Source organism: Stenotrophomonas sp. PA-6-5C, from assembly GCF_021605635.1.
Classification (GTDB): Bacteria; Pseudomonadota; Gammaproteobacteria; order Xanthomonadales; family Xanthomonadaceae; genus Stenotrophomonas; species Stenotrophomonas lactitubi.
Genome location: NZ_WKEE01000020.1, coordinates 1 through 23,325 on the forward strand (window position 1 = coordinate 1; position 23,325 = coordinate 23,325).

A 23,325-nucleotide genomic window follows, 5' to 3' on the forward strand; every position below is an offset into this window, starting at 1 on the left:
CATCCTGCCCGGCCCAATCACATGAACCGCATTTCGCGACCACCCACGAGGGGCTGCGCCGTTGGCTGGAAACCCTCTATTCGTTAGCCGGAAGTTAAAGATACGTAAGCATTCTGCTGCGATCCCGCAGTCATCTGCATGCAACCGATCGTCATTAGTCTTCGTGACGTTCCAGTCAGCTTGGTCGCGGTAAGCTCTACCCCGATGGGCTCGCAAGTACCGCTCATCGTGTGCAGTACGCAGTAGCAATTTGGAGGAAGACATCACATGGCAATCGTTCTTTATGTCGGTGGTAGCAAGGATGGCGAGAAGGGCGTGGTGCCCTACGGCTTCAGCAAATCCCGCGCCGATACCGCGCTGGGGCCGGAGTTCTACACGGAGCGGTTCATGGAACTGCAGGGTGTCGGCAAGGTCCGCCTGATGGCGCTTGAGAGCCTGCGTGACGACATCGTCATGCAGCGTGCCGCCCGCCACTACCGCTGACCTTCGCACTACGCGGCAGGACGCGCTCCACCATCGCGCGTCCGCGCCGGCATCCCAGCCCCGGGGCCAGTCCGAGCCCCACTTGCCAGGATGCCGGCGTCCGATCTGGACCCGCCGCCTGAACCGCCGTTCTGTCAACGCCTTGTCCCTGCCGCCCGCGCATTGCAAGAATGGGCCTTTCCCGCAATGCGGCCCAGGCCGGAAACAATGCACGACGCCAAGCACGCCCAGCGCCAGCTCGCCCAGCAGATCGCCCAGACCATCGCCGATGAAATCGGTGCCCAGACCGCCCAGGTCAGCGCCGCCGTCGGCTTGCTCGATGAAGGCGCCAGCGTTCCGTTCATCGCCCGCTACCGCAAGGAGGTCACCGGCGGCCTGGACGATACCCAGCTGCGCAACCTGGAAACCCGCCTGACCTACCTGCGCGAACTGGAAGACCGCCGTGCGGCGGTGCTGGCCAGCATCGGCGAACAGGGCAAGCTCAGCGATGAGCTGCGCAACGAGATCCTCGCCGCCGACACCAAGAGCCGGCTGGAAGACCTGTACCTGCCGTACAAGCCCAAGCGCCGCACCCGCGCGCAGATCGCCCGCGAAGCCGGGCTGGAGCCGTTGGCCGACGGCCTGCTGGGCGATCCGACACGGGATCCGCAGGTCTTTGCTGCCACGTTCGTGGATGCCGACAAGGGCGTGGCCGATACCAAGGCCGCGCTGGAAGGTGCCCGCGCGATCCTGATGGAGCGCTGGGGCGAGGACGCCACGCTGGTGGGTGAACTGCGCAGCTGGTTGAGCGAGCAGGGCGTGATCCGCGCCCGCGTTGCCGAGGGCAAGGAAACCGAGGGCGCCAAGTACCGTGATTACTTCGAACACGCCGAGTCGCTGGCGAAGATCCCCTCGCACCGGTTGCTGGCGTTGTTCCGTGCGCGCCGCGAGGAGATCCTGTTCCTGGAACTGGACCCGGGCAAGGATGCCGAGGCGGGGCATCAGTACGCTGAAGGGCGCGTGGCGCACAACGCCGGCATTCGCGATGCGGGGCGTCCCGGTGATCGCTGGCTGCTGGATGCCTGCCGCCTGACCTGGCGAGCGAAGCTGCACATGCACCTGCTGCTGGACCTGTTCAACCAGGCCCGCGAGAAGGCCGAGGCCGAAGCCATCGCGGTGTTCGGCGACAACCTCAAGGATCTGCTGCTGGCCGCGCCGGCTGGCCCGAAAAGCGTGCTGGGCCTGGACCCGGGCATCCGCACCGGCTGCAAGATCGCCGTGGTCGACGCCACCGGCAAGCTGGTCGCCACCGATACCATCTACCCGCACGAACCCCGCCGGCAGTGGGAGCAGTCGCTGCAGACGATCAAGCAGCTGTGCACCAAGCACAACGTACAGCTGATCGCGATCGGCAACGGCACTGCCAGCCGCGAGACCGACAAGCTGGCCGGTGAAGCCATCAAGGCGCTGGGCGACAACGCACCGCAGAAAATCGTGGTCAGCGAAGCCGGGGCTTCGGTGTATTCGGCGTCGGAAACGGCGGCCAAAGAGTTCCCCGATCTGGACGTGTCGATCCGTGGCGCGGTATCGATCGCGCGCCGCCTGCAGGATCCGCTGGCCGAGCTGGTGAAGATCGAGCCGAAGGCGATCGGTGTCGGGCAGTACCAGCACGACGTGGATCAGTACCGCCTGGCGCGTGCGCTGGATGCGCGCGTGGAGGACTGCGTGAACGCTGTTGGCGTGTACGTCAACACGGCGTCGGCTGCATTGTTGTCGCGCGTGTCGGGCCTGTCGTCGACGGTGGCCGAGAACATCGTGCGCCACCGCGATGACAACGGTCCGTTCAAGCGTCGCAAGGACCTGTTGAAGGTGTCGCGGTTGGGCGAGAAGACCTTCGAGCAATGTGCGGGCTTCCTGCGTATCGCCGATGGTGATCAGCCGCTGGATGCATCGTCGGTGCATCCGGAAGCCTATCCGGTGGTCGAGCGCATCGTGGCCAGCACTGCGCGCCCGATCAAGGCGCTGATCGGCGATGGCAGTTTCCTGCGTGGGTTGAAGGCCGAGCAGTTCACCGACGAAACGTTCGGTGTGCCGACCGTGCGCGACATCCTCAAGGAACTGGAAAAGCCCGGCCGTGATCCGCGCCCGGAGTTCAAGGCGGCCCGTTTCGCCGAAGGCGTCGAGGACATCAAGGACCTGCGCGAGGGCATGGTGCTGGAGGGTGTGGTCAGCAACGTGGCCGCGTTCGGTGCGTTCGTTGACATCGGCGTGCACCAGGACGGCCTGATCCACATCTCGGCGCTGTCCGATACCTACGTGAAAGATCCGCGCGACGTGGTCAAGGCCGGCGACATCGTCAAGGTGAAAGTGCTGGAGGTGGATGTGCCGCGCAAGCGCATCGCCCTGACCCGTCGCCTGGATGACACGCCTGGCCAGGCCACCAGCCGCCCGGGCAGCCGCGACGAACGCAGCCAGGGGCAGGCGCCGCGCCGCGACGCCGGCAACCCAGGGCAGGGACGTGGCCAGGGGCGCAACCCGGGCACCGGCGGACGCCCGGCACCGGCCGCGCCGCCGGCCAACAATGCCCTGGCCGAGGCGTTCGCCCGGGCCAAGCGCAGTTGAGTCCGCCGTCCCCCTCCCGGCGCGATCCGGGCGGGGGACTTGTCGATGTTCCCCGGCAATGCGCACACTTGCGCCGGAAGGGGCGCCTGGGCCCCTGCTGTCGCTGGGGAGGCCATGCCGTCAGCACCATCCGCCTTGTTCCGTGACCGCTGTGGCGCCTCGCCACGGCCTGCGGGCAGCTGCGTCTGCAGGGGAGGCGGCTGATGGCCGATCAGGGCAACAGCGGCAACGCACTGCTGGAGCGCCGGCTGCAGGAACTGGCCGAAGAGCGCCGTCGCCTGGCGATGATCATCGAGGGCACTGCGGCCGGCACCTGGGAATGGAACGTCCAGAGCGGGCAGATGCGGGTCAACGAACGCTGGGCCGAGATCGTCGGCTACCGGTTGGACGAGCTGGAGCCGATCTGCCAGAAGACCTTCATCGCGCTGGTCCATCCAGATGATCTGGCGCTGTCCGATGCAGCTCTGCAGGACCACTTCGATGGCCGCACCGACCACTATGTCTGTCTGTTGCGGATGCGCCACCGGAATGGCGAATGGATCTGGATCCACGACCGCGGACGGGTGTTCGAGTGGGACGGGCAGGGCAGGCCGCTGTGGATGGCAGGCGCCCATGCCGACGTCACCGAACTGCAGCGCGCGCGCCAGGATGCGGCCGAAATGCGCCAGCGCCTGCAGGCAGTGGTGGATGCCTCCGACGAAGTGGCGGTGATCGCCACCGACACCGACGGCACCATCACCCTGTTCAACACGGGTGCGCAGCGGCTGCTCGGCTACACCGCTGCTGAAGTAGTGGGTGGGCGCCGGCTGGACGCCTTCCACGACCCGGTTGAACTGCAGGCGTGGCTGCGACCGCTGGCGACCGTTGACGGACAGGTTCCCGGCGTGTTCGAGGCACTCAGTGCGCGCGCCGACGGCCAGACGTATTCGCGGCAGTGGACGCTGCTGCGCAAGGATGGCCAGCGTCGCCAGGTGCGCCTGTCGATCAGCCGCATGGATGGCGCCGATGGTGAGTGCATCGGCTATGTCGGCATGGCCATCGACATCACTGAAATCCTGCAGGCCCGCGCCGAGGCACGTCTTGCGGCGGACAAGTTCGCCGGTGCGTTCACCTCGGCGGCACTGGGCATGGCACTGGTGTCACTGGAAGGGCGATGGCTGGATGTCAACGATGCGCTGTGCCGCATTCTTGGCTACCCGCGCGAGGAGCTGCTGCAGGTCGATTTCCAGCGGTTGACCCATCCGGCCGATCTGCAGACCGACCTGGCCCTGGTGCAGGATCTGCTGGCGGGGCGACGCACGCACTATCACCTTGAAAAGCGCTACGTGGGCCGTGATGGCAACACCATATGGGCGCGGCTGTCGGTATCGCTGGTACGCAATGAGCGCGGCGAACCGCTGCATTTCGTGTCGCAGATCCAGGATGTCAGCGCCCAGCGCAGCAGCGAGCAGCGCCTGTTCGAAAGCGAACAGCGCAGCCGCATCACCTTGGATGCCGTCGCTGACCTGGTGCTCAGTGTTGCCTTGGATGGACGCATCGAATATGCAAATGCGGCTGCCGTGCGAATGCTCGCCGGCGATGGCGCACTGTCGCTGGCCGGGCATCTCGTGCAGGACGTGCTGTCGTTGACCACCGAATACGCACCGCAATCGCAGCTCGACGTCAGCGTACTGTTGGATCCGGAAAGCAATGCCGTGGACCTGCATGCCGACCTGCTGCTGCGGATGGGGGCGGCGACAGTGCCCGTGGATCTCACCCGGGCCTGGTTGCGTGACGACGAAGGGCAGGTGCGCGGCGCCGTGTGGGTGTTGCGCGATGATACGCAGCAGCGTGCACGGGAACGCGAGGCGAGACACCTGGCGGAGATGGACCCGCTGACCGAACTGGGTAACCGCCGCGGCTTCGAAGTGCATCTGCAGCAGGCGATCACCCGGGTCGAGCGGACGGGCCAGGCGGCTTCGCTGATGTATATCGACCTGGACCGGTTCAAGCCAGTCAACGATACCTTTGGGCACTTGGCCGGCGACGCAGTGCTGTGGGCCGTGGCCAGCGTGTTGCGGCACGGTGTGCGCGATTCGGATGTGGTTGCACGGCTGGGCGGTGACGAATTCGTGGTGATCCTGTCCGGGTGCAGCCCACGGCGCGCGGCGCGCATCGGCGGTGAGTTGCTGCATACCCTGTCCAGCCTGTCCATTCCGTGGGATCAGCATCAGCTGCGGATCGGCGCCAGCATCGGCATCGCGCCGCTTGCTGCCGGCATGAGCGTGGACCAGGCCGTCGCGGCCGCCGATGCCCAGTGCTACCGGGCCAAGGCGATGGGCCGCAACAACGTGCAGGTGCAGGGCGAAACCAGTGAACTGCCCAGCGGCTCGCCGGCGGACGGCAGCGACCTCGGCGACGGCTGATCTCAACCTGTGAGAGGGGCGCGGCGAATACTGCGCCCACGCCCACCTTCGCAGGCAAACGAAATGACGTTCTGGAACCTGAGTGCAGTCCGTGCCTATGCGCCGGCCATTGTCGGCTGGTCCCTGGCTCTCTCCGGCTGGCTGCGGCTGGAGCAGCTGCGCAACGATCAGCAGGCCCGGATGCTGGTCCCCGTGGTGCAGTGGGGCGTGGCGGTGATGCTGCTGGTTACGCTGGGCTGCATCGTCGCTGCCAGCGTGACGATCTGGCGCGCCGGGCGTGGTGATGCGCAGCAACGCCGGTAGCGTAGTTGCTCCTCTGATGAGGTGCCGGCCTCAGCGCAGCACTTCTTCCGCATCCGCCAGCTGCACATCGTGCATCATGTTGAGATAGGCCTCGTAGTAGCCTTTGTGCGAAGCGCCAACGATCGCCAGCAGGCGTGTTCCCGGCTGCTGGCCCAGCACTTCGCGGATGTTGGCGACCATGCGCAGGTTGCGGGTTTCCCAGTAGCCCACATAGTTGCGACCAAAGCCCTGCGGGGACGCCTCGACCAGCGCGGCGCCGAAGTCCGCCTGGTAGGCCTGCAAGCCGACGCCGGGGCGGTTGTAGGCGCGGTACAGGTCCAGTACGCCACCGACCTTGCCGATGTTGGCATACAGCGGCTCGTCGGCGTCCCGCCGTGCGTTTGCGTGCGGGTTGTCCCAGGCCTTCATCATCGCTTCGCGTGCCGCCTTCTTGTCCTCGGGTGGGGTGGGCGAATCGGCGGTGTGGTCGTCCACTGCCCACAGGCGTTCCAGCCCCAGGCGGGCAGCGAGGACTGCCGCCACCAGGTTGGTTTCATTGCGGCGGGTCAGGCTCTTGTCGAGAATCCCGACGAGCGCAGCATCCAGGCCGTCGCCGGCGATCCGGTCCTGCACAGGCAGACGCAGCCATTGCACCTGTGCCGATCCGCGCTCGCCAGCGGCCAGGAACACCGCGGCCAGGTGCCGACGCTGCGCTGCTGTCGGGCTTGCCGGCCATGCCGACAGCAGGCGTCCCATCTCGGCGTTGGCGCTGGGCACGTCGAGGCCGGTGGCGACGCGGGCCTCATCGGTGTCGTAGCAGTAGGTTTCAACGCTTTCGGCATAGCGGCTGGGATTGCGACGCATGAAGTCGCACTGCAGGCCGGACAGGTTTTCGGTGGCAATCGCCTGCGGGCGCCAACGTGCCAAACGCTCCAGCAAGGGCTCCAGCAGGGCCGGCTCGAAGGTCTTTGGCAGTTCCGACAGATGTGCTGTCCCAAGCACCAGCACTTCGTTGTGGCGACCGGCGGGTGGTCCCTTCAGCTGGTCGGGATGGAAGCTGGGACGGAACCCCGCGTCGCTGGCCACTGCGCCGGCACTGCACAGGCTGAGGATGATGATGGCGCTCAAGCGTCGAAGCATGCTGCCTCCCAGCAAAAATCCAGTAAGTGGGCGCATGCTGCCGGCAGCGGGCCGGCAAAGGATGTCCCGATGGTCATTGCAACCTTCTGCGCGCCTGCTGCATCCCCTTTCCGTCGGCGCTGGTCCAGAATGGTGGCTGGAAGACTTCCGGAAGCGCGTCATGGATGAAATCGCCACCATCGTAGCCGCAGGTGCCGTGCTGGGTGCACTGGCTGGCTGGATCGGCCCGGGCAGATGGCGGTGGCAGCTGTTGCGGCTGGCACCGTTGCTGCTGGTGCCGTTCGCGTTGTATATCCTCGCCACCCGCAACTGGTTCCTGGGTGGTGGTGGGCCACTGGTGGAACCTGCGCTGCTGGTCGTCTGCGGCAGTCTGGGCTACCTGCCGGCGGTGCTGGCAACGATGCTGCTGCGCTGGGTTCTGCGGCGCGCTGCCGACCGGGGACTGGCTCCCTAAAGTTGTTGGCCGCCGCGCCGATACCTTCTCTGGAGCCCGCTGCTGGCTCCCGCTGCCGGACCCGAGGCTGCCTCCGATGGGCGGCCCGTGCTGTGTGCTCCGCCGCTGTTTGATGACGATCGCAGCTGCCTTGCTGTTTCTGCCAGTCGCTCGAGTGACGCCTTCCGGCGTCTGCAGTCCCAGGCAATCGAAGTTGCCGCCGGGCATCCCGCCCGGCGGGTCGCAACCGCTACCCGGACACCGAGGATCAGACGATGCTTATTTCAGGCTCCATGGAAGGTGCTCAGGCGCCGGCCGAAGTGCTCACCCGTTGGTCTCCCCTGCGCGCGCTGCTGGGGGTGTTGGGCAGGCAGCGCCGCGCCACGGAGGTGGCCGAGCAGCATCGGCGGCACGTCGAGCTTGAGGCCCAGGTTGCCGCACTGCATCGGGTGCAGGCGGTCATCGAGTTCGCCCTCGACGGCACCATCCTGCAGGCCAATGACAACTTCCTGCAGGCAGTGGGCTATCGCCTGGATGAGATCCAGGGCCGGCATCACTCCCTGTTCGTCGATCCCGAGCACGCGCGCAGTAGCGGATACCGCGACTTCTGGGCGCGGCTGGGCCGCGGTGAATTCGATGCAGGGCAGTACCGGCGCTTCGGCAAGGGGGGGCGTGAGATATGGATCCAGGCGTCCTACAACCCGGTGCTTGACCAGCACGGGCGGCCCTACAAGGTGGTCAAGTTCGCGACCGACATCACGGCGCAGAAGCAGCAGGCGGCCGAGTCGGCGGGACAGCTGGCCGCCATCGACAAATCGCAGGCGGTGATCGAGTTCAGCATGGATGGCCGCATCCTGGCGGCCAATGCGAACTTCCTGGCTGCTACCGGCTATACGTTGGAAGAAGTGCGCGGCCAGCATCATTCGCTGTTCGTCGAGCCCGACTACCGGGCCAGTGTCGAGTATCGCCGGTTCTGGGAAAAGCTCGGCTCCGGCGAGTACGACGCAGGCCAGTACCGGCGGCTGGGCAAAGGTGGCCGCGAAGTATGGATCCAGGCGTCTTACAACCCGATCCTCGATGCCGGCGGACGGCCGTTCAAGGTCGTCAAGTACGCCACCGACATCACCGCACAGGTGCATGAGAGCCAGGCCATGCAGCGCGCGGTGGCGCAGACGCGCGAGGTGGTGGCGTCGGCAAAGGAAGGCGACCTGACCCGGAGCATCGCCATGGCCGACAAGAGCGGCCCGATCGCCGAACTGTGCGGCGGCGTCAACGCGCTGGTCGAAGCGATGGCCGGGATCATCGGCCAGATCAAGTTCGCCGCGGACACCATTGCGGTGGGTGCGAGCGAAATCGCCGAAGGCAACAACGACCTGTCCCAGCGCACCGAGCAGCAGGCGGCATCGCTGGAAGAAACCGCGGTGTCGATGAAGGGGCTGGCCGAGACCGTGCAGCGCACCGCCACCAACGCGCGCCAAGCCAGCCAACTGGCCGGCGGCGCCGCCGACGTGGCCGCACGCGGTGGCCAGGTGGTGCATGAAGTGGTCTCGACGATGGCGGTGATCAATGCCTCGTCGCGTCGCATCGTCGACATCATCGGGGTGATCGACGGCATTGCGTTCCAGACCAATATACTGGCGCTGAACGCGGCCGTGGAAGCGGCGCGTGCCGGTGAGCATGGTCGTGGTTTCGCCGTGGTCGCCACCGAGATCCGCGAGCTCTCGCAGCGCTCGGCGGGTGCTGCGAAGGAGATCAAGCAGTTGATCGATGCGTCGGTTGCCAACGTCGGCGCCGGAACGGCGCAGGTCGAGAGTGCAGGGCGGACCATGGACGAGATCGTGGTCGACGTGCGCCGGGTCAGTGACCTGATGACCGAGATCAGTGCCGCTGCGCAACAGCAGAGCGACGACATCCAGCAGATGAACCACGCGGTGGATCTGATCGACCAGGGCACGCAGCAGAATGCAGCGCTGGTGGAAGAGGCCTCAGCGGCTGCGCGCAGCATGGAGGAGCAGTCCTCTCAGCTGCTGCAGACGGTGGCAGGGTTCCGTGTGCACGCGGGGGCGGGGCATGGCCATGGCGTGCATGCGCCGGCGCTGCGGGTGGTGTAGCGTGCAGACCCGCGCGGCCTATGGGGCGGCGCGGTCGTCGCCCTGGCCGCCATGCAGCTGCGGGTGAGTGTGCGCATACATCCAGAAGTCGCGCGGCTGCCCACGGACATGGCGATAGGACCGCAGCAATCCCTCGCGTTGCATGCCTGCGCGTTCGAGCACGGCAATGGATCGCAGGTTGCTGTCGAGTACGGTGGCCTGGATGCGCACGCAACCCAGTGCGGTATGCGCCCAGGCGATGACCGCGCGCGCCGCCCCGGTCGCCAGCCCGCGTCCCTGGTGGTCAGGGGACAGGTCGTAGGCCAGTTCGGCGCGGTGGTGCTCGATGTCGATGTCGTTGAGGCCGACGGTGCCGAGCAGCTGGTCGTCGCTGTCGAGGATCGCCCAGCGGCGGCATCGCGTGCTGCGCGCATGGTCGGCGATCTGCCGCTGCAGAGCCTCTACAGAGACATCGCCCCAGCTGGTGTGCTCGATCACGCCCGGCAGCGACAGGTAGTTCGACCAGGCGACGGCGTCCTGCGGGACCAGTTGGCGCAGGTGGGCCTGGAACGCTGCGGGAAGGATTGGAGTGGGGTGTGATGCCATCGCTCCAGTGTCGGCGGCGTCGGTCGGGCAGGGCAAGACCGGAAACGACAAAGGCCAGGTCGTAGACCTGGCCTTTGATCGTGGTGCCGGTGAAAGGACTCGAACCTTCATGGGGTCACCCCCGGCTGATTTTGAGTCAGCTGCGTATACCATTCCGCCACACCGGCAGCAGCGGGCTAGTGTACCCGAGCCCGGCGGGCGTTCATAGAGGTGCGGGCGAACGGGGCCGAAATGGCGTTGAATTGTCGGTAACGGCTGGCTGCTGGCTATACTGTGAAGGCTTAACAGGCACAGGAGCGATAGCGCTATGTCAGCGTTGCAGGACCTGCGGGTGCTGGTAGTCGAAAACGATGAAATGAGTGCAGCCCTGCTGCAGATGCAGCTGGTGCAGTCCGGTGCTCTGGTCGTAGGCCTGGCCGCGTCCGTTGCCGAGGCGCTGCGCTTGCTGGAAGAGGCCGCCCCTGATGTGGCCCTGCTGGATTACCGCTTGGCCCACAACGAGACCAGCGAACCGGTTGCTGCGGCACTGGCTGCGCGTGGCGTGCCGTTCGTGCTCGCCACCGGCATGGCCGCTGAACAACTGCCGGTCGCGATGCAATCCGGCGTGCTGCTGATCAAGCCCTACCTGTCGGCGGAACTTTCCAAGGCCCTGGTCCGCGCCGTTGGGCGTTCCAGCGCCAACGCCTGACCCAGCCGCTCAAGCGGCTTCCTCGTAGACGTAACGGATGTCCTCGCGGTCGTCGAGGATGGCGTACTGTGCAGCCAGGTTGTCCTGATCCGGGTTGAGCCATGCGTCCAGATGCTCGGCGCGGATCGGCAGTACACCCCGGTCATGGCCGGCAGCGGCGACATCGATTGACGGTCCATCGGTGATGGTGGCGAAAGACAGCAGGCGGCCTTCCGGACCGTCCCACTCGGCCCACAGGCAGGCCAGCAGCAGATCGCGCGGCGGGTCGGGGCGGAATTCCAGCACTGCGTCCTGTGCCTTCTCGTCATTGTGCAAGGTACGGCCGGCAATGGCGTGGCGAGGTACGTGTTCGTAGAACGCCTGTACCACCACCACGCCGTGGCGCAGCCCGAAGGCCCCGCGCCAATAGCCTTCCAGGCTGTCCCGCCGCGCATTGTAGGTGCCCGGGTAGAGCACATCGTTGCGCGCGGGCTTGTCCGGCAGCCGGCATTGATAGCGCATGGGCTTGATCACGCGCCGGCCATTCTCGCTGACCATCACCGGTGCGTAGGTGCCGGGAAAAATTCGGTTGTCGCGTGGCAGCAGCTGTTCCCGATGCAGGTCGTCCAGCCGTGCCTGCGCACGGTCGATGCGGTTGCCGGCAACGCGCAGGTCATTGCGTGCCTTCTGTGTGGGCCGCGTGGCCAGGGTGGCATTGGCGATGTCGCGACGTTCAAGCTGCCGTTGCAGTTCGGCCTGCAACTGCTGCCGCTCCTGTGCATGCCATTGCTGGATCTTCGCCACGATGTCGCGGCCCAGTTCGGTGCGCGCACCAGCAAAACCGTCGTCCATGGCTTTCGGCGTCTTCGGTCGTTTCTTGCCGGGATCATGCGCATAGAGTTCGGCGAATTCCTCCAGGGAGAGGACGGCGCCGAACTCGCGCACCAGCTTGGCGTAGTCGGCGCGGATCAGGGCGGAATAGCACATGGGACTCTGCCGGAAGAAGGGTCGCAGCGGCTGCGACGAGGATGCGGCAGGATAGCCTGACCTTCCAGGAGACGTTGCATGAATGATCCACAGACGATCCAGTTCCGCGAGGCGGTGCCGACGGTCGAGGACTACTGCCAGCTGCGCGCATTGGCCGGCCTCAGCGCAAAGACGCACGAGGCGGCGACGCGGGCATTGCCCAACACCGTCTTCGGCGTCTGTGCCTTCCAGGGCAGCGAGCTGGTAGCGATGGGCCGGATCATCGGCGATGGCGGTTGCCATCTGCAGGTCTGCGATATCGCCGTGCTACCGCGTCTGCAGGGTCAGGGTCTGGGCAAGGCGGTGATGCAGCGTCTGAGCGACTGGATGCAGGGCAATCTGCCGCCGTCGGCGTATGTGAGTCTGTTGGCCGATGGCGAAGCGCATCGGCTGTATGCGCAGTTTGGCTTTGCGCCGACCGCGCCAGCCTCGATCGGCATGTATCGCCGGTTCTGAGGTGCGGTCATCGCGGAATCGCAGGCAAAGAAAAACCCCGGCCGAAGCCGGGGTTTCAAAGATTGGCGTCCCCACGGGGATTCGAACCCCGGTCGCCACCGTGAAAGGGTGATGTCCTAGGCCTCTAGACGATGGGGACGCACGAAAAACTTCAAGTTGTAGAACTTTCGACGGCCTAATGCCGAAAGTGGTGGAGCCAAGCGGGATCGAACCGCTGACCTCCTGCATGCCATGCAGGCGCTCTCCCAGCTGAGCTATGGCCCCATGAAACTTCGGATTCCTGCTGGGAGCAGGGTCCTTTTTGAAACTGGCGTCCCCACGGGGATTCGAACCCCGGTCGCCACCGTGAAAGGGTGATGTCCTAGGCCTCTAGACGATGGGGACGCACGAAAAACTTCAAGTTGTAGAACTCTCGACGGCCTAATGTCGAAAGTGGTGGAGCCAAGCGGGATCGAACCGCTGACCTCCTGCATGCCATGCAGGCGCTCTCCCAGCTGAGCTATGGCCCCGTGTTACCGAGCCGCCTATCATACCTGCCTGTTCACATTTGTGGAAGCTTTTTTTGAAGCTTTTTTCATCGAGCCGTTCATTGCCACAAGGGCAGGGAGCGTTCCGACGCCACAACCTGAATGCCGGTGGGCGGTGAACAAAAAAGACCCGGTTATCGGCCGGGTCCTCGTTGTTCATGATGAGTGGCGTCCCCACGGGGATTCGAACCCCGGTCGCCACCGTGAAAGGGTGATGTCCTAGGCCTCTAGACGATGGGGACGCAGATCTCATCAATGTTCTTTGCGACCTTTCGACGGCCTAATGCCGAAAGTATGGTGGAGCCAAGCGGGATCGAACCGCTGACCTCCTGCATGCCATGCAGGCGCTCTCCCAGCTGAGCTATGGCCCCACGTCGCTGAGGAGCGAAATAATAGCTGTGCCCCCGGGGGTTGGCAAGCGCTTTGTTGCACTTTTCTTCACGTAACGCGCGCGGTGGCGCAGCTGCGTTTTCCGCATGCCGGGCAGCACATGTGTCGATGCAGACGCGAAGGGTTCAGCGGTCTTCCCCGGTCAGCGCTGCCAGGATCGGGCACTGGTCGAGCGCGCCATGTCCGGGGCAGGCATCGACCAGTTGGGAGAGGGCGCCATGCATGCGTTGCAGTTCGGCCATCCGCAGTTCGATGTCCTGCAGGCGTACCAGCGCGGTGTCACGCACACTGCCCATGTCCTGCGGAGGATGGTCGCTGAGGGAAAGCAGTTCACCGATCTCATCGAGACTGAAGCCCAGCGCCTTTGCCCGGCGGATGAAGCGCAGGCGTCGCAGGTCCTGCTCGCCGAAGATGCGGTAGCCACCTGCCGAGCGCGCTGCGGTGGGCAGAAGCTGCTGACGTTCGTAGTAGCGGACGGTATCGATGGGAACGCCTGCCTGACGTGCCAACTGACCAATGTTCACGGCGGACTCCTGGGGACCTGCCGTGCATAGTCATCCCTGGACTCTGGTCAAGAGTCAAGGCTTTGCCGGCATCGCCTATTCAGCACACTTTGCAACTTTCTTCATATCCCCCAGGGCAAAGCAGTTCCTACCCTGCGCCTGAACCGGCCGCTCGACGGCCTGAACCGGAAGAGGAGGTGGGGAGTGGAGGGAATCAGGAACGAGGGATTCGTCGAGGTTGCGGTGGTTGAATACCCCGGAGGCGACCCGTCGGCTGCGTCGGTGCTTGCCGAAATGGCACACGTCGCCAATCGCCTGGCACAGCAGCAGCGGCGGCCCTGCAAGCGGGTGCTGGTGACCCGCTGGATCGTGCCCGCCAGCAATACCGGTGTGCATCGCATCGCCGGTGCCGAGATGCTGGACGCGGCAATTCCTGCGGTGATCGCCTTGCCGGGGCAGGTCAGTTCCAGCACGTCGGTGCGTGCCGAAGACGTCCTGCTGGATTGGTTGCGGGCCCACTACGATGGCGGCAGCCTGCTGGCCGCCGCCGGTGACGGGGTGAGTGTGCTGGCGCGGGCCGGTCTGCTGACCGGGCGCACGGTGTCCGGCCCTGACCTCAACCGCCATCCGGCGCTGCAGGTGCAGGTCGGCAGCTCGGCGCCCAGTGAGCGGGCGCTCGTCGATGACGGCGATCTGCTTACCGTGGGCGGCGCCCAGGCGTGGCGCTTCCTTGGCTTGCGCCTGCTGTACCGGCTGCACGGCCAGGGCGTGGCCAGCGCGGTGGCACAGCAGTTGGGCATCGTGGTGCCGGTCGGCATCCAGCAGGATCTGGAGCGATTCAGTGCCAACTTCGCCCACGGCGACCGTGACGTGCTGAAGGCGCAGCGCTGGTTGCATACCACGGCTGCACGTGGGGCCACGCTGGGGGCGATCTGCGAGATCGCCGGATTGGAACCGCGCACCCTGCAGCGTCGATTCCTGAAGGCGACCGGGCTGCGGCCCATCGAGTATTGCCAGCGGCTGCGCGTGGCCAAGGCGCAGACGTTGCTGCAGCAGGGTGCCAGCATCGATGAAGTTGCCTGGGGTGTGGGTTACGCCGATCAGAGCGCGTTCCGTCGGCTGTTCCTGCGCATTGTCGGCATGACGCCCGCCAACTATCGTCGCCACGTCAGCAGCAAACGCCGCGATCGTCCGCTGACGCCTGCCGTGGCCGGCAGCCTGCGGGGGCTGCGCGCCTCGCCGGGCACGCAGCTGGGTCGCAGCGCCGCTTGATGAACACGGTTCAATGCGTCGTGCTTGCATCGCGGGCTCGACGCTTTGACCATGCGGGTCTGTGCAGGCGAGAGCGGGTGAGCGGATGTCGAGTGTTGGGCCGGTGCCGATGCCGGTGGTGTTGATCCTGATTTTCCTGCTGCTGGCGATGGCCATTGCGCGGATCTGGTCGCGTGGTGAGCCTGGTGAGGTTCGACCGCCCGCCGCTGGTATGGTGCTGGACATGTTGCTGGTTGGCCTGCTGTGTGGCCGGCTGTCCTTTGTCGCAGCGCATTTCAGCCTCTATCGCCAAGCTCCCTGGAGCGTGCTGCAGATTGCCGATGGCGGGTACCACCTGCCCGTCGTTGTTGGCGCTGGATTTGCCTGGGTGCTGTGGCGGCTGCGCAGGCAGCGCCCGTTGCGGGCGCCGGTGCTGGCAGGTGCGCTGGTTGGGTTGCTGTTGTGGGGCGGGGCAAGCCAGGGGCTCGCGTACTGGCAGGCAAAGCAGATGCCACTGCCCACGCTGCAGGTGGTCGACCTGCAGGGCAGAGCGATTGACCTGCAGACGTTTCATGGCAAGCCTCTGGTACTGAACCTGTGGGCCAGCTGGTGTGGCCCGTGCCGCCGGGAGATGCCGGTGCTGGCGACGGCGCAGCAGAAACATGCAGATATCCAGTTCGTCTTCCTCAACCAGGGCGAGACCCTTGTCGAGGTCCAGACCTTTCTTGCTGCTGAACACCTCTCGCTGGGCAACGTCCTGCTGGATGAGGCTTCGGCTGCGTCGACCACGCTGGACGTCCGGGCTTTCCCTTCCACGCTCTTCTTCGATGCGCAGGGGCGGTTGCAGGAACTGCATCTCGGCGAACTGACCCAGGCCGGTCTTGAACACAAACTGCGCCGGCTGCGGTAGCCTGCGCTGGCATCCCACTACGGAGTTTCCATGTTGTCGATTTCCCCGCGCATCGCGCATACGCTGATGCTGCCGGCCATGCTGGCGCTGGCTGCCTGCAGCCAGGCACAGACCCCGCCGGGCAAGGATGCCGCTGCACCGGCAACGGCTTCGGCATCGGCCGCCGCCAAGAAGGGTGAGTTGCCGGCTGTCCTGAAGGGCATCGAGAAGCATGGCTTCGAGGTGGTCTCCGAATTCGACGCGCCCGGCGGCCTGCGTGGCTTTGCCGGCATGGTTGGCGGCCAGCAGCCGGCGGCGGCTTACGTGACCGCCGATGGCAAGCACGTGCTGGTGGGCAGCCTGTTCGACGCCGAGGGCAACGAAGTTGCAGCCGAGACGCTGGAGAAGCTGGTTGCCGCGCCGATGTCGGCCAAGATGTGGAGCAAGCTTGAAACCAGTGCCTGGGTACGCGATGGCAAGGCTGATGCGCCGCGCGTGGTGTACACCTTCAGTGATGCCAACTGCCCTTACTGCCACAAATTCTGGGAGGCGGCACGCCCCTGGGTGGACGCAGGAAAGGTGCAGTTGCGGCACATCATGGTCGGCGTGATCCGTGAGGACAGCCCGGCCAAGGCGGCGGCGATCATGGCCGCACGCGATCCGAGTGCGGCACTGCTGGAGAACGAGCATCAGTTTGATCGTGGTGGCATCAAGCCGCTGCCCAACATCAGCCGGGAGATCGCAGCCAAGCTGGATGCCAATCAGGTGCTGATGGTGGAGATGGGCTTCCAGGGCACGCCGGGCATCCTGTTCCAGGATGCGCAGGGCCAGGTGCAGCGACGTGCTGGCCTTCCGCAGGGCAACGATCTGCAGGCGGTACTCGGCCCACGCTGAGGCACCTCGACATGCTGTTTTGAGCAACAGGCCCGCATGGCAACGTGCGGGCCTGTTGCTTTCTGCGACAGTCCCGGCGATGAGGGCTGCGCAAGTCGTGAACAGATGTCACGTCTGAATCGTGACTGACATCAAGCATTTCGCTTTGATCCCAATCAAGGCCAAAAACGACAGTCGAACTAGCCTTGGCGCATGGATTACAGCGTCACTGCGCTATGGATGCCGCATACGTCACGCCCTCGAGAGGGCGTGCGCGCAATGCCATTCACCACACTCTCACCCAGCGCTTGTTACCCAGACGCCTGCGGTCGCCACCCCTTCGGCAGCACTGCTGCAGTGGGAGCGACTCCGGCGCAGTGTTGGCAATCGGGACAGTGTCATTGCCCTGTTGCCTGCAACGCGCAGGCTGGCAACGGTTGTCCACGCAGTACCCGTATTTCCAGCAACGGCTCGTTGAGGTCGGGATGGCGCACGCGCGTTGTACGGCCGCACAGCGGGAGTTTCAGTCCAGGGAGGATGCAATGCGCTTGGCGGTACTGAGTCTGGGGTGTCTGACGGCAATGGCAGCGATGCCGCTGCATGCTCAGGACGATGCGCAGGCGTTGCGTCGCGAGATCGACGCGATGCGGCAGACGCTGGAAGGCATGCAGCAGCGTCTGGACCAGCTTGAACGGCGCGAAGAGCATGCAGCTGCGGCCCCCGTTGCCGCGTCGTCGCCGATGCCCGCAGCAGCGCAGTCGACCCTGAATGTGCCAACCACCAGTGGGATCCTTCACCCCACCCAGGTGCCTGGCGTCGCGCAGCCGGTGCTGCCACAGCGTGAATCGGTGGCCGATCCTTCAACGGCGGCTTCGCGTCCAGACAGCGCCGCCGGCCCCACCGATCCGGATCTGAAAGGCTTCTTCGCCATTCCCGGCACCGACACCGTGATCCGCATTGGCGGCTATGCCAAGCTCGATGCGATCGCGGATTCGCGCGGGGCAGGGGACGAGGATCAGTTCATTCCCTCGTCGATGCCGGTGGGCGGCAGCCATCGCGATGTTTCGAACTTCAACATCCACGCCAAGCAGACGCGTTTCAGCTTCGAGGCGCGGCGGCCGACCACGCACGGCAACCTGCGCTTCTATCTGGAGAATGATTTCTTCGGCAGCAGCGATGGCTATGAATTCCGTCTGCGCCATGCCTATGGCCAGCTGGGCAACACCTACGCGGGCTATGGCTATTCCAGTTTCATGGATCCGGACAGCCTGCCCGACACGCTGGATTTTGCGGGCCCCGGCGGCGCCGGCTACCTGCTGGTGGCCGGCATCCATCACAGCTTTGCGCTGGGCAAGGGCAACACCCTGACGCTGGCCGCCGAAGACCCGGACACCGAGCTGGCCGGCGCCAGCGATGCGATGGCGGCAGTCAATCGACTGCCGGATGTGAGTGCCATCGCGCGGATGGAGCGCGACTGGGGCCATCTGCAACTGGGCGTCGTGGCGCGCAATCTGGCCTACGACGGCGATGCCCGTCGTGACCGCGTCTTTGCCGGTGGCGCGCAGCTCAGTGGCTCGGCCTCGGTGGGGGAACGCGATCTGCTGCTGTTCGGCGCGCTGGGCGGTCGCGGTTTGAGCCGCTACACCGCCGATCTCACCGGCTCGGGCCTGGATGCCGTGGTAGGTGCCGATGGGCGCATCGATGCGCTGGACCTGCACGGTGGCTTCGTCGGCTACACCCATTACTGGTCGGATCTGTGGCGCTCGAACCTGATCTACGGTCAGCTGACCCTGGAGCGCAATGCGGCGCTGCCGACCGATGCATTCCGGCAAAGCCGCTACGGCGTGTTCAACCTGATCTGGAGCCCGGCACCGTCGTGGACGATGGGCATGGAGCTGTTGTACGGCCGCCTGCAGCAGCAGGGCGGAGCGCGCGGCGACACGGTCCGGGTGCAGGGCAGCCTGCAATACAACTTCATCAAGTAGGCGCCAGCGGCAGCACGCCAGCGTAGCCATTCCCCACGCCCGGGTTCACCGGGCCCATGCCAGGTACAGGAGATTGTCATGGCAGAAGCAAAGAAAATCGGGGTGGTCGGAGCCACCTTCCTCGTCGCCGGCAACATGATGGGCTCAGGGGTGTTCCTGCTGCCCTCCAGCCTGGCCAAGATCGGTACCGCCTCGATATGGGGCTGGCTGATCACCACGGCCGGTGCGCTGCTGCTGGCCTTCGTGTTCGCCAAGCTCGGCAAGCTGGCGCCCAAAGCGGGTGGCCCGTACGCGCATGCACGCGATTGGTTCGGCCCCTACATGGGCTTCCAGACCAACACCATCTACTGGTTCGCCAACTGGATAGGCAACGTTGCCATTCCCATCGCGGCGGTGGGTTACTTCAGCTATTTCTTCCCGATCCTGTCCGAGCCGCTGGTGCGCTGCATCGCGGTGCTGATCCTGGTGTGGGCGCTGAGCTTTGCCAACATGATCGGCCCGGCATTCGTCAGCCGCGTGCAGACCGTCACCACCAGCTTTGCGCTGGTGCCGATCCTGGGTATCGCCATCTTCGGCTGGTTCTTCTTCGATGCCGACATCTTCAAGGGCGCCTACAACGTGTCCGGCGAATCGAACTTCGGTGCGATCTCCAGTGCTGCGGCGTTGACCCTGTGGGCGTTCATCGGCGTGGAATCGGCATCGGTGACCGCTGGTGTGGTCGAGAACCCGGAGAAGAACGTCGCCCGCGCCACCCTGGCCGGCGTGTTCCTGGCCGCCATCGCCTACATCGCCAGCTCGTCGGTGATCATGGGCATGGTACCCAACGGTGAACTGCAGACCTCCGATGCACCGTTCGCACTGGCAGCGGCCAAGGCCGTCGGTGGCTGGGGTGGTGCGGTGGTCAGCCTGTGTGCCTTCGTCGGCGCCGCCGGCTCGCTGGGCGGCTGGATCCTGCTGACCGCGCAGAGCGCCAAGGCAGCGTCCGATGATGGCCTGTTCCCGAGCATCTTCAGCAAGACCAACAAGGACGACGTGCCGGTCAAGGGCGTGCTGATCGTGGCGGTGCTGATGACCCTGGCGGTGCTGGTGACCTCCACCTCGAAGACCGCCTCTGCACAGTTCGACGTGATCACCTCGGCGGCGGTGGTGTTGACCCTGCTGCCGTACATCTACTCGTGCGTGGCCTGCTATTTCGTGGTGGAGCGTTCGCACACGCTGGTGCACACCGGTGCGTTCTGGACCCTCACCAGCCTGACGGTCGTGTACTGCCTGTGGGCGATCTATGGCTCGTCGGGAACGATCGTGCAGTACGCCTTCCTGTTCGTGCTGTTCATCACCGTGTTCTATCCCTTCTTCAGCGAGGAGCGTCGCCAGCAGCGGCAGCGTTCCCGCGAGGCGGCGGCAATCTCGTCCGGCGCCCAGCGTTCCTGAGTTAGACAAGGAGAATCAACGTGTATTTCAAGTCCCTGGATTATCCGGTCATCGTCATCGACGGTGACTACGACTCGCCGCGCATCGGCGGCATCCTCATCCGTGCGCTGGTGGAAGAGCTGCGCAGCAATGACCAGCGCGTGCTGTGCGGCCTGAACCTGGACGATGCCCGTGCAGGTGCCCGTACCTACGTGGCCGCTTCGGCGGTGCTGATCTCGATCGACGGCAGCGAGGAGGTTGATGGCGAGTTCCAGCGCCTGACCGCCTTCCTGCGCGAGCAGAGTGCGCGCCGCGCCAACCTGCCGGTGTTCCTGTACGGCGAGCGACGCACCATCGAGAAGGTGCCGAGCAAGCTGCTCAAGTACATCCACGGCTTCATCTTCCTGTTCGAAGACACCAAGAGCTTCATTTCGCGGCAGGTGATGCGTGCAGCCGAAGACTACATGCAGAACCTGCTGCCGCCGTTCTTCAAGGCGCTGATCCATCACGCTGCCGAGTCGAACTATTCCTGGCATACGCCGGGCCATGCCGGCGGCGTGGCCTTTACCAAGTCGCCGGTCGGGCGTGCCTTCCACCAGTTCTATGGTGAGAACACGCTGCGCAGCGATCTGTCGATTTCGGTCCCGGAGCTGGGCTCGCTGCTGGACCATACTGGCCCGATCAAGGATGCCGAGAACGAGGCAGCACGCAACTTCGGTGCCGACCACACCTTCTTCGTCACCAACGGTACGTCGACAGCCAACAAGATCGTGTGGCATGGCACCGTGGCCCGCGGCGACGTGGTGTTCGTCGACCGGAACTGCCACAAGTCGCTTCTGCATTCGTTGATCATGACCGGCGCGGTGCCGGTGTACTTCACGCCCAGCCGCAATGCACACGGCATCATCGGCCCGATCAGCCTGGACCAGTTCACGCCGGAAGCGCTGCAGCAGCGCATCGCCGCCAATCCGCTGGCCAGCCAGGCCTACCAGGCCGGCTCCAAGCCGCGCATCGCGGTGGTGACCAACTCGACCTACGACGGCCTGTGCTACAACGCCGAAAAGATCGCCGATGAGATCGGCAGCGCGGTCGACTTCCTGCATTTCGATGAGGCCTGGTACGCCTATGCCGCGTTCCATCCGTTCTACGAGAACCACTACGGCATGGCCAAGGGCAAGCCGCGTGAGCAGGATGCGATCATCTTCACCACGCATTCCACCCACAAATTGCTGGCCGCGTTCTCGCAGGCGTCGATGATCCATGTGCGCAACTCGGCCAGCCGCGACCTGGATGCCGAGCGCTTCAACGAAGCGTTCATGATGCATACCTCGACCAGCCCGCACTACGGGGTGATCGCCGCGTGCGATGTGGCCTCGAAGATGATGGAGGGCGATGCCGGTCGTTCGCTGGTGCAGGAAATGCATGACGAGGCGATTGCCTTCCGCCGGGCCATGCTGCACGTGCGCGATGATCTGGGTCGCGATGACTGGTGGTTCAGCGTATGGCAGCCGACCCAGGTCGAGCGCAGCCTGGACAAGGGCGATACACCGGCGCCGCTGGTCGCCAAGCGCGAGGAGTGGTACCTGCAGCCCGATGCGCATTGGCACGGGTTCGAAAACCTGGTCGATGACTATGTGCTGATCGATCCGATCAAGGTGACCCTGTTGACCCCGGGCCTGTCGATGGACGGCAGCATGGCCAAGCTGGGCATCCCGGCAGCGGTGCTGAGCAAGTTCCTGTGGGGCCGCGGCATCACCGTGGAGAAGACCAACCTGTACTCGGTGCTGTTCCTGTTCTCGATGGGCATCACCAAGGGCAAGTGGAGCACGCTGGTTACCGAACTGATGGCGTTCAAGGAGCTGTACGACCGCAACGCGCCGCTGAGCCAGGCGCTGCCGTCGCTGGCTGCCGACTACCCCCATGCCTATGCCGGCTGGGGCCTGCGTGACCTGTGTGACGCACTGCATGCGTTCAACCAGGAGTTCGCGGTAGCCAAGGTGATGCGTGAGATGTACGTGGACCTGCCGACACCGGTGATGACTCCGGCCGATGCCTACAACCACCTGGTGAAGGGCGAAATCGAGCGGGTCGACATCGAGCAGATCAGTGGCCGTATCGCTGCGACGATGCTGGTGCCGTACCCGCCGGGCATCCCGACGATCATGCCGGGCGAGCGCTTCGGCGACCGCGACGAGCCGATCATCCAGTCGCTGCGCATCGCCCGCGAGCAGAACGCGCGCTTCCCGGGTTTCGAGTCGGATGTGCATGGCCTTATCATCGAGCGCGATGGCGACGTGCCGTCCTACAAGGTGGAGGTGCTGAAGGCCTGAGCCGGTACGGTGGGCCCTTCGGCGAACGATGGATACCGCGCGCGAGCAACGCATCCTGAAGTTCTCGATCGGGGTCACCGTGGCGGTCAGCGCGGTCGGCTTCATCGGTGGCCTGCTGGTGGGATCGCAGGCCATCCTGTTCGACGGCATCTACAGCCTGGTCGACGTAGCCCTGACCCTGGTGTCGTTGTCGGTGCTGCGGTTGGTGGCGCGGGAGCACAGTCCGCGCTTCCAGTACGGCTATTGGCACCTGGAGCCGATGGTCGAGGCGCTGGGCGGAGTGATCCTGTCGTTGGCCTGCGTGTATGCGCTGGCCAACGCGGTGATTGGATTGACCACCGGCGGGCACGAAGTGAAGTTCGGGCCCGCCCTCTGGTGGGCGGCGCTGCTGAGTGCCAGCAACCTCGGCATGGCCGCGTTCGTGGCCCAGCGTGCGCGCAGGTTGCAGTCGGCATTGCTGTGGCTGGATGTGCGTGGCTGGCTGCTGGGTGGATTGATGAGCCTGGCGGTGGTGCTGGCCTTCGTGTTGGCGCTGGCGCTGCACGGTGGGCAGTGGCACCACTGGGTGCCTTATCTGGATTCGATGGTGCTGGCGTTGATCAGCCTGGCGGTGTTGCCGGTGCCGGCGCGCAGTGCGTGGAAGGCCATGCGGGAAGTGCTGCAGGTGGCACCCGATGACCTGGACGAGCGCGTGCAGCAGGTGATGCAGGCATTCGTGGCCGAGCATGGCTATGCAGGCTTCACCAGCCATGTCGCGAAGATGGGGCGCATGCGGTTCATCGAGATCCACATCCTGACCTCGCCGTCGACGCCGCTGGGCACGATGGGTGAGGTGGATGCGATGCGCGATGAGATCGCGGTGCGGATGGACGCGCGCAGCAGCACGTTCTGGCTGACGATCGATTTCACCGCGGACCCGGCATGGACCTGATGTTGTTGCAGCCGATCGTTGCATGCGGTGGGCCGCTCTGTTGCATG

Annotated in this window: 19 protein-coding genes and 7 tRNA genes; 15 read left to right on the plus strand and 11 right to left on the minus strand. The window is 65.3% G+C overall.

From position 1 onward, the window contains the following. The first annotated feature begins 267 nt into the window (after positions 1-267). The 4 genes from GIW57_RS10565 (at position 268) to GIW57_RS10580 (ending at position 5,792) form a co-directional block, all read left to right on the plus strand. Positions 268-483 carry a hypothetical protein gene (locus GIW57_RS10565; protein ID WP_025879252.1) on the plus strand — a complete coding sequence of 72 codons (216 nt, stop codon included), beginning with the start codon at positions 268-270 and terminating at the stop codon, positions 481-483. A 207-nt stretch (positions 484-690) separates the two neighbouring features. After that, positions 691-3,084: a Tex family protein gene (locus GIW57_RS10570; RefSeq protein ID WP_236510563.1), complete on the plus strand. Its 2,394-nt coding sequence runs from the start codon at positions 691-693 to the stop codon at positions 3,082-3,084. A gap of 203 nt (positions 3,085-3,287) precedes the next feature. Next, the gene (locus GIW57_RS10575) at positions 3,288-5,489 is read left to right on the plus strand and encodes a PAS domain-containing protein (RefSeq protein ID WP_236510565.1); all 2,202 of its coding nucleotides are present in this window, start codon (positions 3,288-3,290) and stop codon (positions 5,487-5,489) included. A 63-nt stretch (positions 5,490-5,552) separates the two neighbouring features. After that, a complete protein-coding gene (locus GIW57_RS10580) occupies positions 5,553-5,792 on the plus strand; it encodes a hypothetical protein (protein WP_236510567.1) in 240 nt (79 codons plus the stop codon). 30 nt (positions 5,793-5,822) lie between these two features. Here GIW57_RS10580 and GIW57_RS10585 read toward each other — a convergent pair whose 3' ends face one another. Further along, positions 5,823-6,911 carry a DUF5694 domain-containing protein gene (locus GIW57_RS10585; RefSeq protein WP_100460345.1) on the minus strand — a complete coding sequence of 363 codons (1,089 nt, stop codon included), beginning with the start codon at positions 6,909-6,911 and terminating at the stop codon, positions 5,823-5,825. Positions 6,912-7,071: 160 nt separating this feature from the next. Between GIW57_RS10585 and GIW57_RS10590 the strand changes: the two genes are divergently transcribed. Together GIW57_RS10590 and GIW57_RS10595 are read left to right on the plus strand one after the other, a co-directional pair. Next, positions 7,072-7,365, plus strand: a complete 294-nt coding sequence (locus GIW57_RS10590; protein ID WP_100460344.1) for a hypothetical protein — start codon at positions 7,072-7,074, stop codon at positions 7,363-7,365. A 254-nt stretch (positions 7,366-7,619) separates the two neighbouring features. Then, the gene (locus GIW57_RS10595) at positions 7,620-9,455 is read left to right on the plus strand and encodes a methyl-accepting chemotaxis protein (protein WP_236510570.1); all 1,836 of its coding nucleotides are present in this window, start codon (positions 7,620-7,622) and stop codon (positions 9,453-9,455) included. A gap of 18 nt (positions 9,456-9,473) precedes the next feature. Here the strand turns inward: GIW57_RS10595 and GIW57_RS10600 are convergent, their stop codons facing one another. Both GIW57_RS10600 and GIW57_RS10605 read right to left on the minus strand, forming a co-directional pair. Further along, positions 9,474-10,040, minus strand: a complete 567-nt coding sequence (locus GIW57_RS10600; protein WP_236510573.1) for a GNAT family protein — start codon at positions 10,038-10,040, stop codon at positions 9,474-9,476. An 81-nt stretch (positions 10,041-10,121) separates the two neighbouring features. Next, positions 10,122-10,207: transfer RNA gene (locus GIW57_RS10605), tRNA-Leu, on the minus strand. Positions 10,208-10,347: 140 nt separating this feature from the next. On the opposite strand from GIW57_RS10605, the gene GIW57_RS10610 reads away from it, so the two are divergent. Then, positions 10,348-10,728: a response regulator gene (locus GIW57_RS10610; RefSeq protein WP_100460341.1), complete on the plus strand. Its 381-nt coding sequence runs from the start codon at positions 10,348-10,350 to the stop codon at positions 10,726-10,728. A 9-nt stretch (positions 10,729-10,737) separates the two neighbouring features. Here GIW57_RS10610 and GIW57_RS10615 read toward each other — a convergent pair whose 3' ends face one another. Beyond that, entirely contained in the window at positions 10,738-11,694 is a 957-nt protein-coding gene (locus tag GIW57_RS10615) for an SOS response-associated peptidase family protein (RefSeq protein WP_236510576.1), read from the minus strand. Positions 11,695-11,772: 78 nt separating this feature from the next. Here GIW57_RS10615 and GIW57_RS10620 point away from each other — a divergent pair, with 78 nt between their 5' ends. After that, the gene (locus GIW57_RS10620) at positions 11,773-12,189 is read left to right on the plus strand and encodes a GNAT family N-acetyltransferase (RefSeq protein WP_236510578.1); all 417 of its coding nucleotides are present in this window, start codon (positions 11,773-11,775) and stop codon (positions 12,187-12,189) included. Positions 12,190-12,252: 63 nt separating this feature from the next. Here the strand turns inward: GIW57_RS10620 and GIW57_RS10625 are convergent. The 7 genes from GIW57_RS10625 to GIW57_RS10655 all read right to left on the minus strand — a co-directional run bounded on the left by GIW57_RS10625 (position 12,253) and on the right by GIW57_RS10655 (position 13,630). Continuing rightward, a tRNA-Glu gene (locus tag GIW57_RS10625) sits at positions 12,253-12,328 on the minus strand. Between the two features lie 49 nt (positions 12,329-12,377). After that, positions 12,378-12,453 (minus strand) — tRNA-Ala (locus tag GIW57_RS10630). Positions 12,454-12,497: 44 nt separating this feature from the next. Beyond that, positions 12,498-12,573, minus strand: a tRNA-Glu gene (locus GIW57_RS10635). 49 nt (positions 12,574-12,622) lie between these two features. Beyond that, positions 12,623-12,698 (minus strand) — tRNA-Ala (locus GIW57_RS10640). A gap of 184 nt (positions 12,699-12,882) precedes the next feature. After that, positions 12,883-12,958, minus strand: a tRNA-Glu gene (locus GIW57_RS10645). A gap of 53 nt (positions 12,959-13,011) precedes the next feature. Next, positions 13,012-13,087 (minus strand) — tRNA-Ala (locus GIW57_RS10650). Between the two features lie 144 nt (positions 13,088-13,231). Next, entirely contained in the window at positions 13,232-13,630 is a 399-nt protein-coding gene (locus GIW57_RS10655) for a heavy metal-responsive transcriptional regulator (protein WP_236510580.1), read from the minus strand. A 183-nt stretch (positions 13,631-13,813) separates the two neighbouring features. Here GIW57_RS10655 and GIW57_RS10660 point away from each other — a divergent pair, with 183 nt between their 5' ends. The 7 genes from GIW57_RS10660 to GIW57_RS10690 all read left to right on the plus strand — a co-directional run bounded on the left by GIW57_RS10660 (position 13,814) and on the right by GIW57_RS10690 (position 23,278). Next, the gene (locus tag GIW57_RS10660; RefSeq protein WP_236510582.1) at positions 13,814-14,881 is read left to right on the plus strand and encodes a helix-turn-helix domain-containing protein; all 1,068 of its coding nucleotides are present in this window, start codon (positions 13,814-13,816) and stop codon (positions 14,879-14,881) included. Between the two features lie 85 nt (positions 14,882-14,966). Continuing rightward, positions 14,967-15,770 carry a TlpA disulfide reductase family protein gene (locus GIW57_RS10665; RefSeq protein WP_236510684.1) on the plus strand — a complete coding sequence of 268 codons (804 nt, stop codon included), beginning with the start codon at positions 14,967-14,969 and terminating at the stop codon, positions 15,768-15,770. A gap of 30 nt (positions 15,771-15,800) precedes the next feature. Continuing rightward, a complete protein-coding gene (dsbG, locus tag GIW57_RS10670) occupies positions 15,801-16,643 on the plus strand; it encodes a thiol:disulfide interchange protein DsbG (protein ID WP_165377453.1) in 843 nt (280 codons plus the stop codon). A gap of 521 nt (positions 16,644-17,164) precedes the next feature. Continuing rightward, positions 17,165-18,607 (plus strand): DcaP family trimeric outer membrane transporter, encoded by a 1,443-nt coding sequence (locus GIW57_RS10675; RefSeq protein ID WP_236510585.1) that lies wholly within the window; start codon positions 17,165-17,167, stop codon positions 18,605-18,607. Between the two features lie 78 nt (positions 18,608-18,685). Beyond that, positions 18,686-20,038, plus strand: coding sequence for an arginine/agmatine antiporter (gene adiC, locus GIW57_RS10680; RefSeq protein ID WP_236510588.1), 1,353 nt, complete (start codon positions 18,686-18,688; stop codon positions 20,036-20,038). A 20-nt stretch (positions 20,039-20,058) separates the two neighbouring features. Further along, the gene (locus GIW57_RS10685) at positions 20,059-22,347 is read left to right on the plus strand and encodes an Orn/Lys/Arg decarboxylase N-terminal domain-containing protein (protein ID WP_100460333.1); all 2,289 of its coding nucleotides are present in this window, start codon (positions 20,059-20,061) and stop codon (positions 22,345-22,347) included. A 28-nt stretch (positions 22,348-22,375) separates the two neighbouring features. Beyond that, positions 22,376-23,278: a cation diffusion facilitator family transporter gene (locus GIW57_RS10690; protein ID WP_236510590.1), complete on the plus strand. Its 903-nt coding sequence runs from the start codon at positions 22,376-22,378 to the stop codon at positions 23,276-23,278. Positions 23,279-23,325: the final 47 nt, after the last annotated feature.

What these genes read in the sequence shown, in the direction of transcription:
- GIW57_RS10610 (WP_100460341.1), top strand. Translation starts at nt 10,348, where the DNA reads ATGTCAGCGTTGCAGGACCTGCGGGTGCTGGTAGTCGAAAACGATGAA.
- GIW57_RS10665 (WP_236510684.1), top strand. Translation starts at nt 14,967, where the DNA reads ATGTCGAGTGTTGGGCCGGTGCCGATGCCGGTGGTGTTGATCCTGATT.
- GIW57_RS10580 (WP_236510567.1), top strand. Translation starts at nt 5,553, where the DNA reads ATGACGTTCTGGAACCTGAGTGCAGTCCGTGCCTATGCGCCGGCCATT.
- adiC (WP_236510588.1), top strand. Translation starts at nt 18,686, where the DNA reads ATGGCAGAAGCAAAGAAAATCGGGGTGGTCGGAGCCACCTTCCTCGTC.
- GIW57_RS10615 (WP_236510576.1), bottom strand. Translation starts at nt 11,694, where the DNA reads ATGTGCTATTCCGCCCTGATCCGCGCCGACTACGCCAAGCTGGTGCGC.
- GIW57_RS10590 (WP_100460344.1), top strand. Translation starts at nt 7,072, where the DNA reads ATGGATGAAATCGCCACCATCGTAGCCGCAGGTGCCGTGCTGGGTGCA.
- GIW57_RS10595 (WP_236510570.1), top strand. Translation starts at nt 7,620, where the DNA reads ATGCTTATTTCAGGCTCCATGGAAGGTGCTCAGGCGCCGGCCGAAGTG.
- GIW57_RS10620 (WP_236510578.1), top strand. Translation starts at nt 11,773, where the DNA reads ATGAATGATCCACAGACGATCCAGTTCCGCGAGGCGGTGCCGACGGTC.
- GIW57_RS10585 (WP_100460345.1), bottom strand. Translation starts at nt 6,911, where the DNA reads ATGCTTCGACGCTTGAGCGCCATCATCATCCTCAGCCTGTGCAGTGCC.
- dsbG (WP_165377453.1), top strand. Translation starts at nt 15,801, where the DNA reads ATGTTGTCGATTTCCCCGCGCATCGCGCATACGCTGATGCTGCCGGCC.
- GIW57_RS10570 (WP_236510563.1), top strand. Translation starts at nt 691, where the DNA reads ATGCACGACGCCAAGCACGCCCAGCGCCAGCTCGCCCAGCAGATCGCC.
- GIW57_RS10565 (WP_025879252.1), top strand. Translation starts at nt 268, where the DNA reads ATGGCAATCGTTCTTTATGTCGGTGGTAGCAAGGATGGCGAGAAGGGC.
- GIW57_RS10575 (WP_236510565.1), top strand. Translation starts at nt 3,288, where the DNA reads ATGGCCGATCAGGGCAACAGCGGCAACGCACTGCTGGAGCGCCGGCTG.
- GIW57_RS10600 (WP_236510573.1), bottom strand. Translation starts at nt 10,040, where the DNA reads ATGGCATCACACCCCACTCCAATCCTTCCCGCAGCGTTCCAGGCCCAC.
- GIW57_RS10690 (WP_236510590.1), top strand. Translation starts at nt 22,376, where the DNA reads ATGGATACCGCGCGCGAGCAACGCATCCTGAAGTTCTCGATCGGGGTC.
- GIW57_RS10675 (WP_236510585.1), top strand. Translation starts at nt 17,165, where the DNA reads ATGCGCTTGGCGGTACTGAGTCTGGGGTGTCTGACGGCAATGGCAGCG.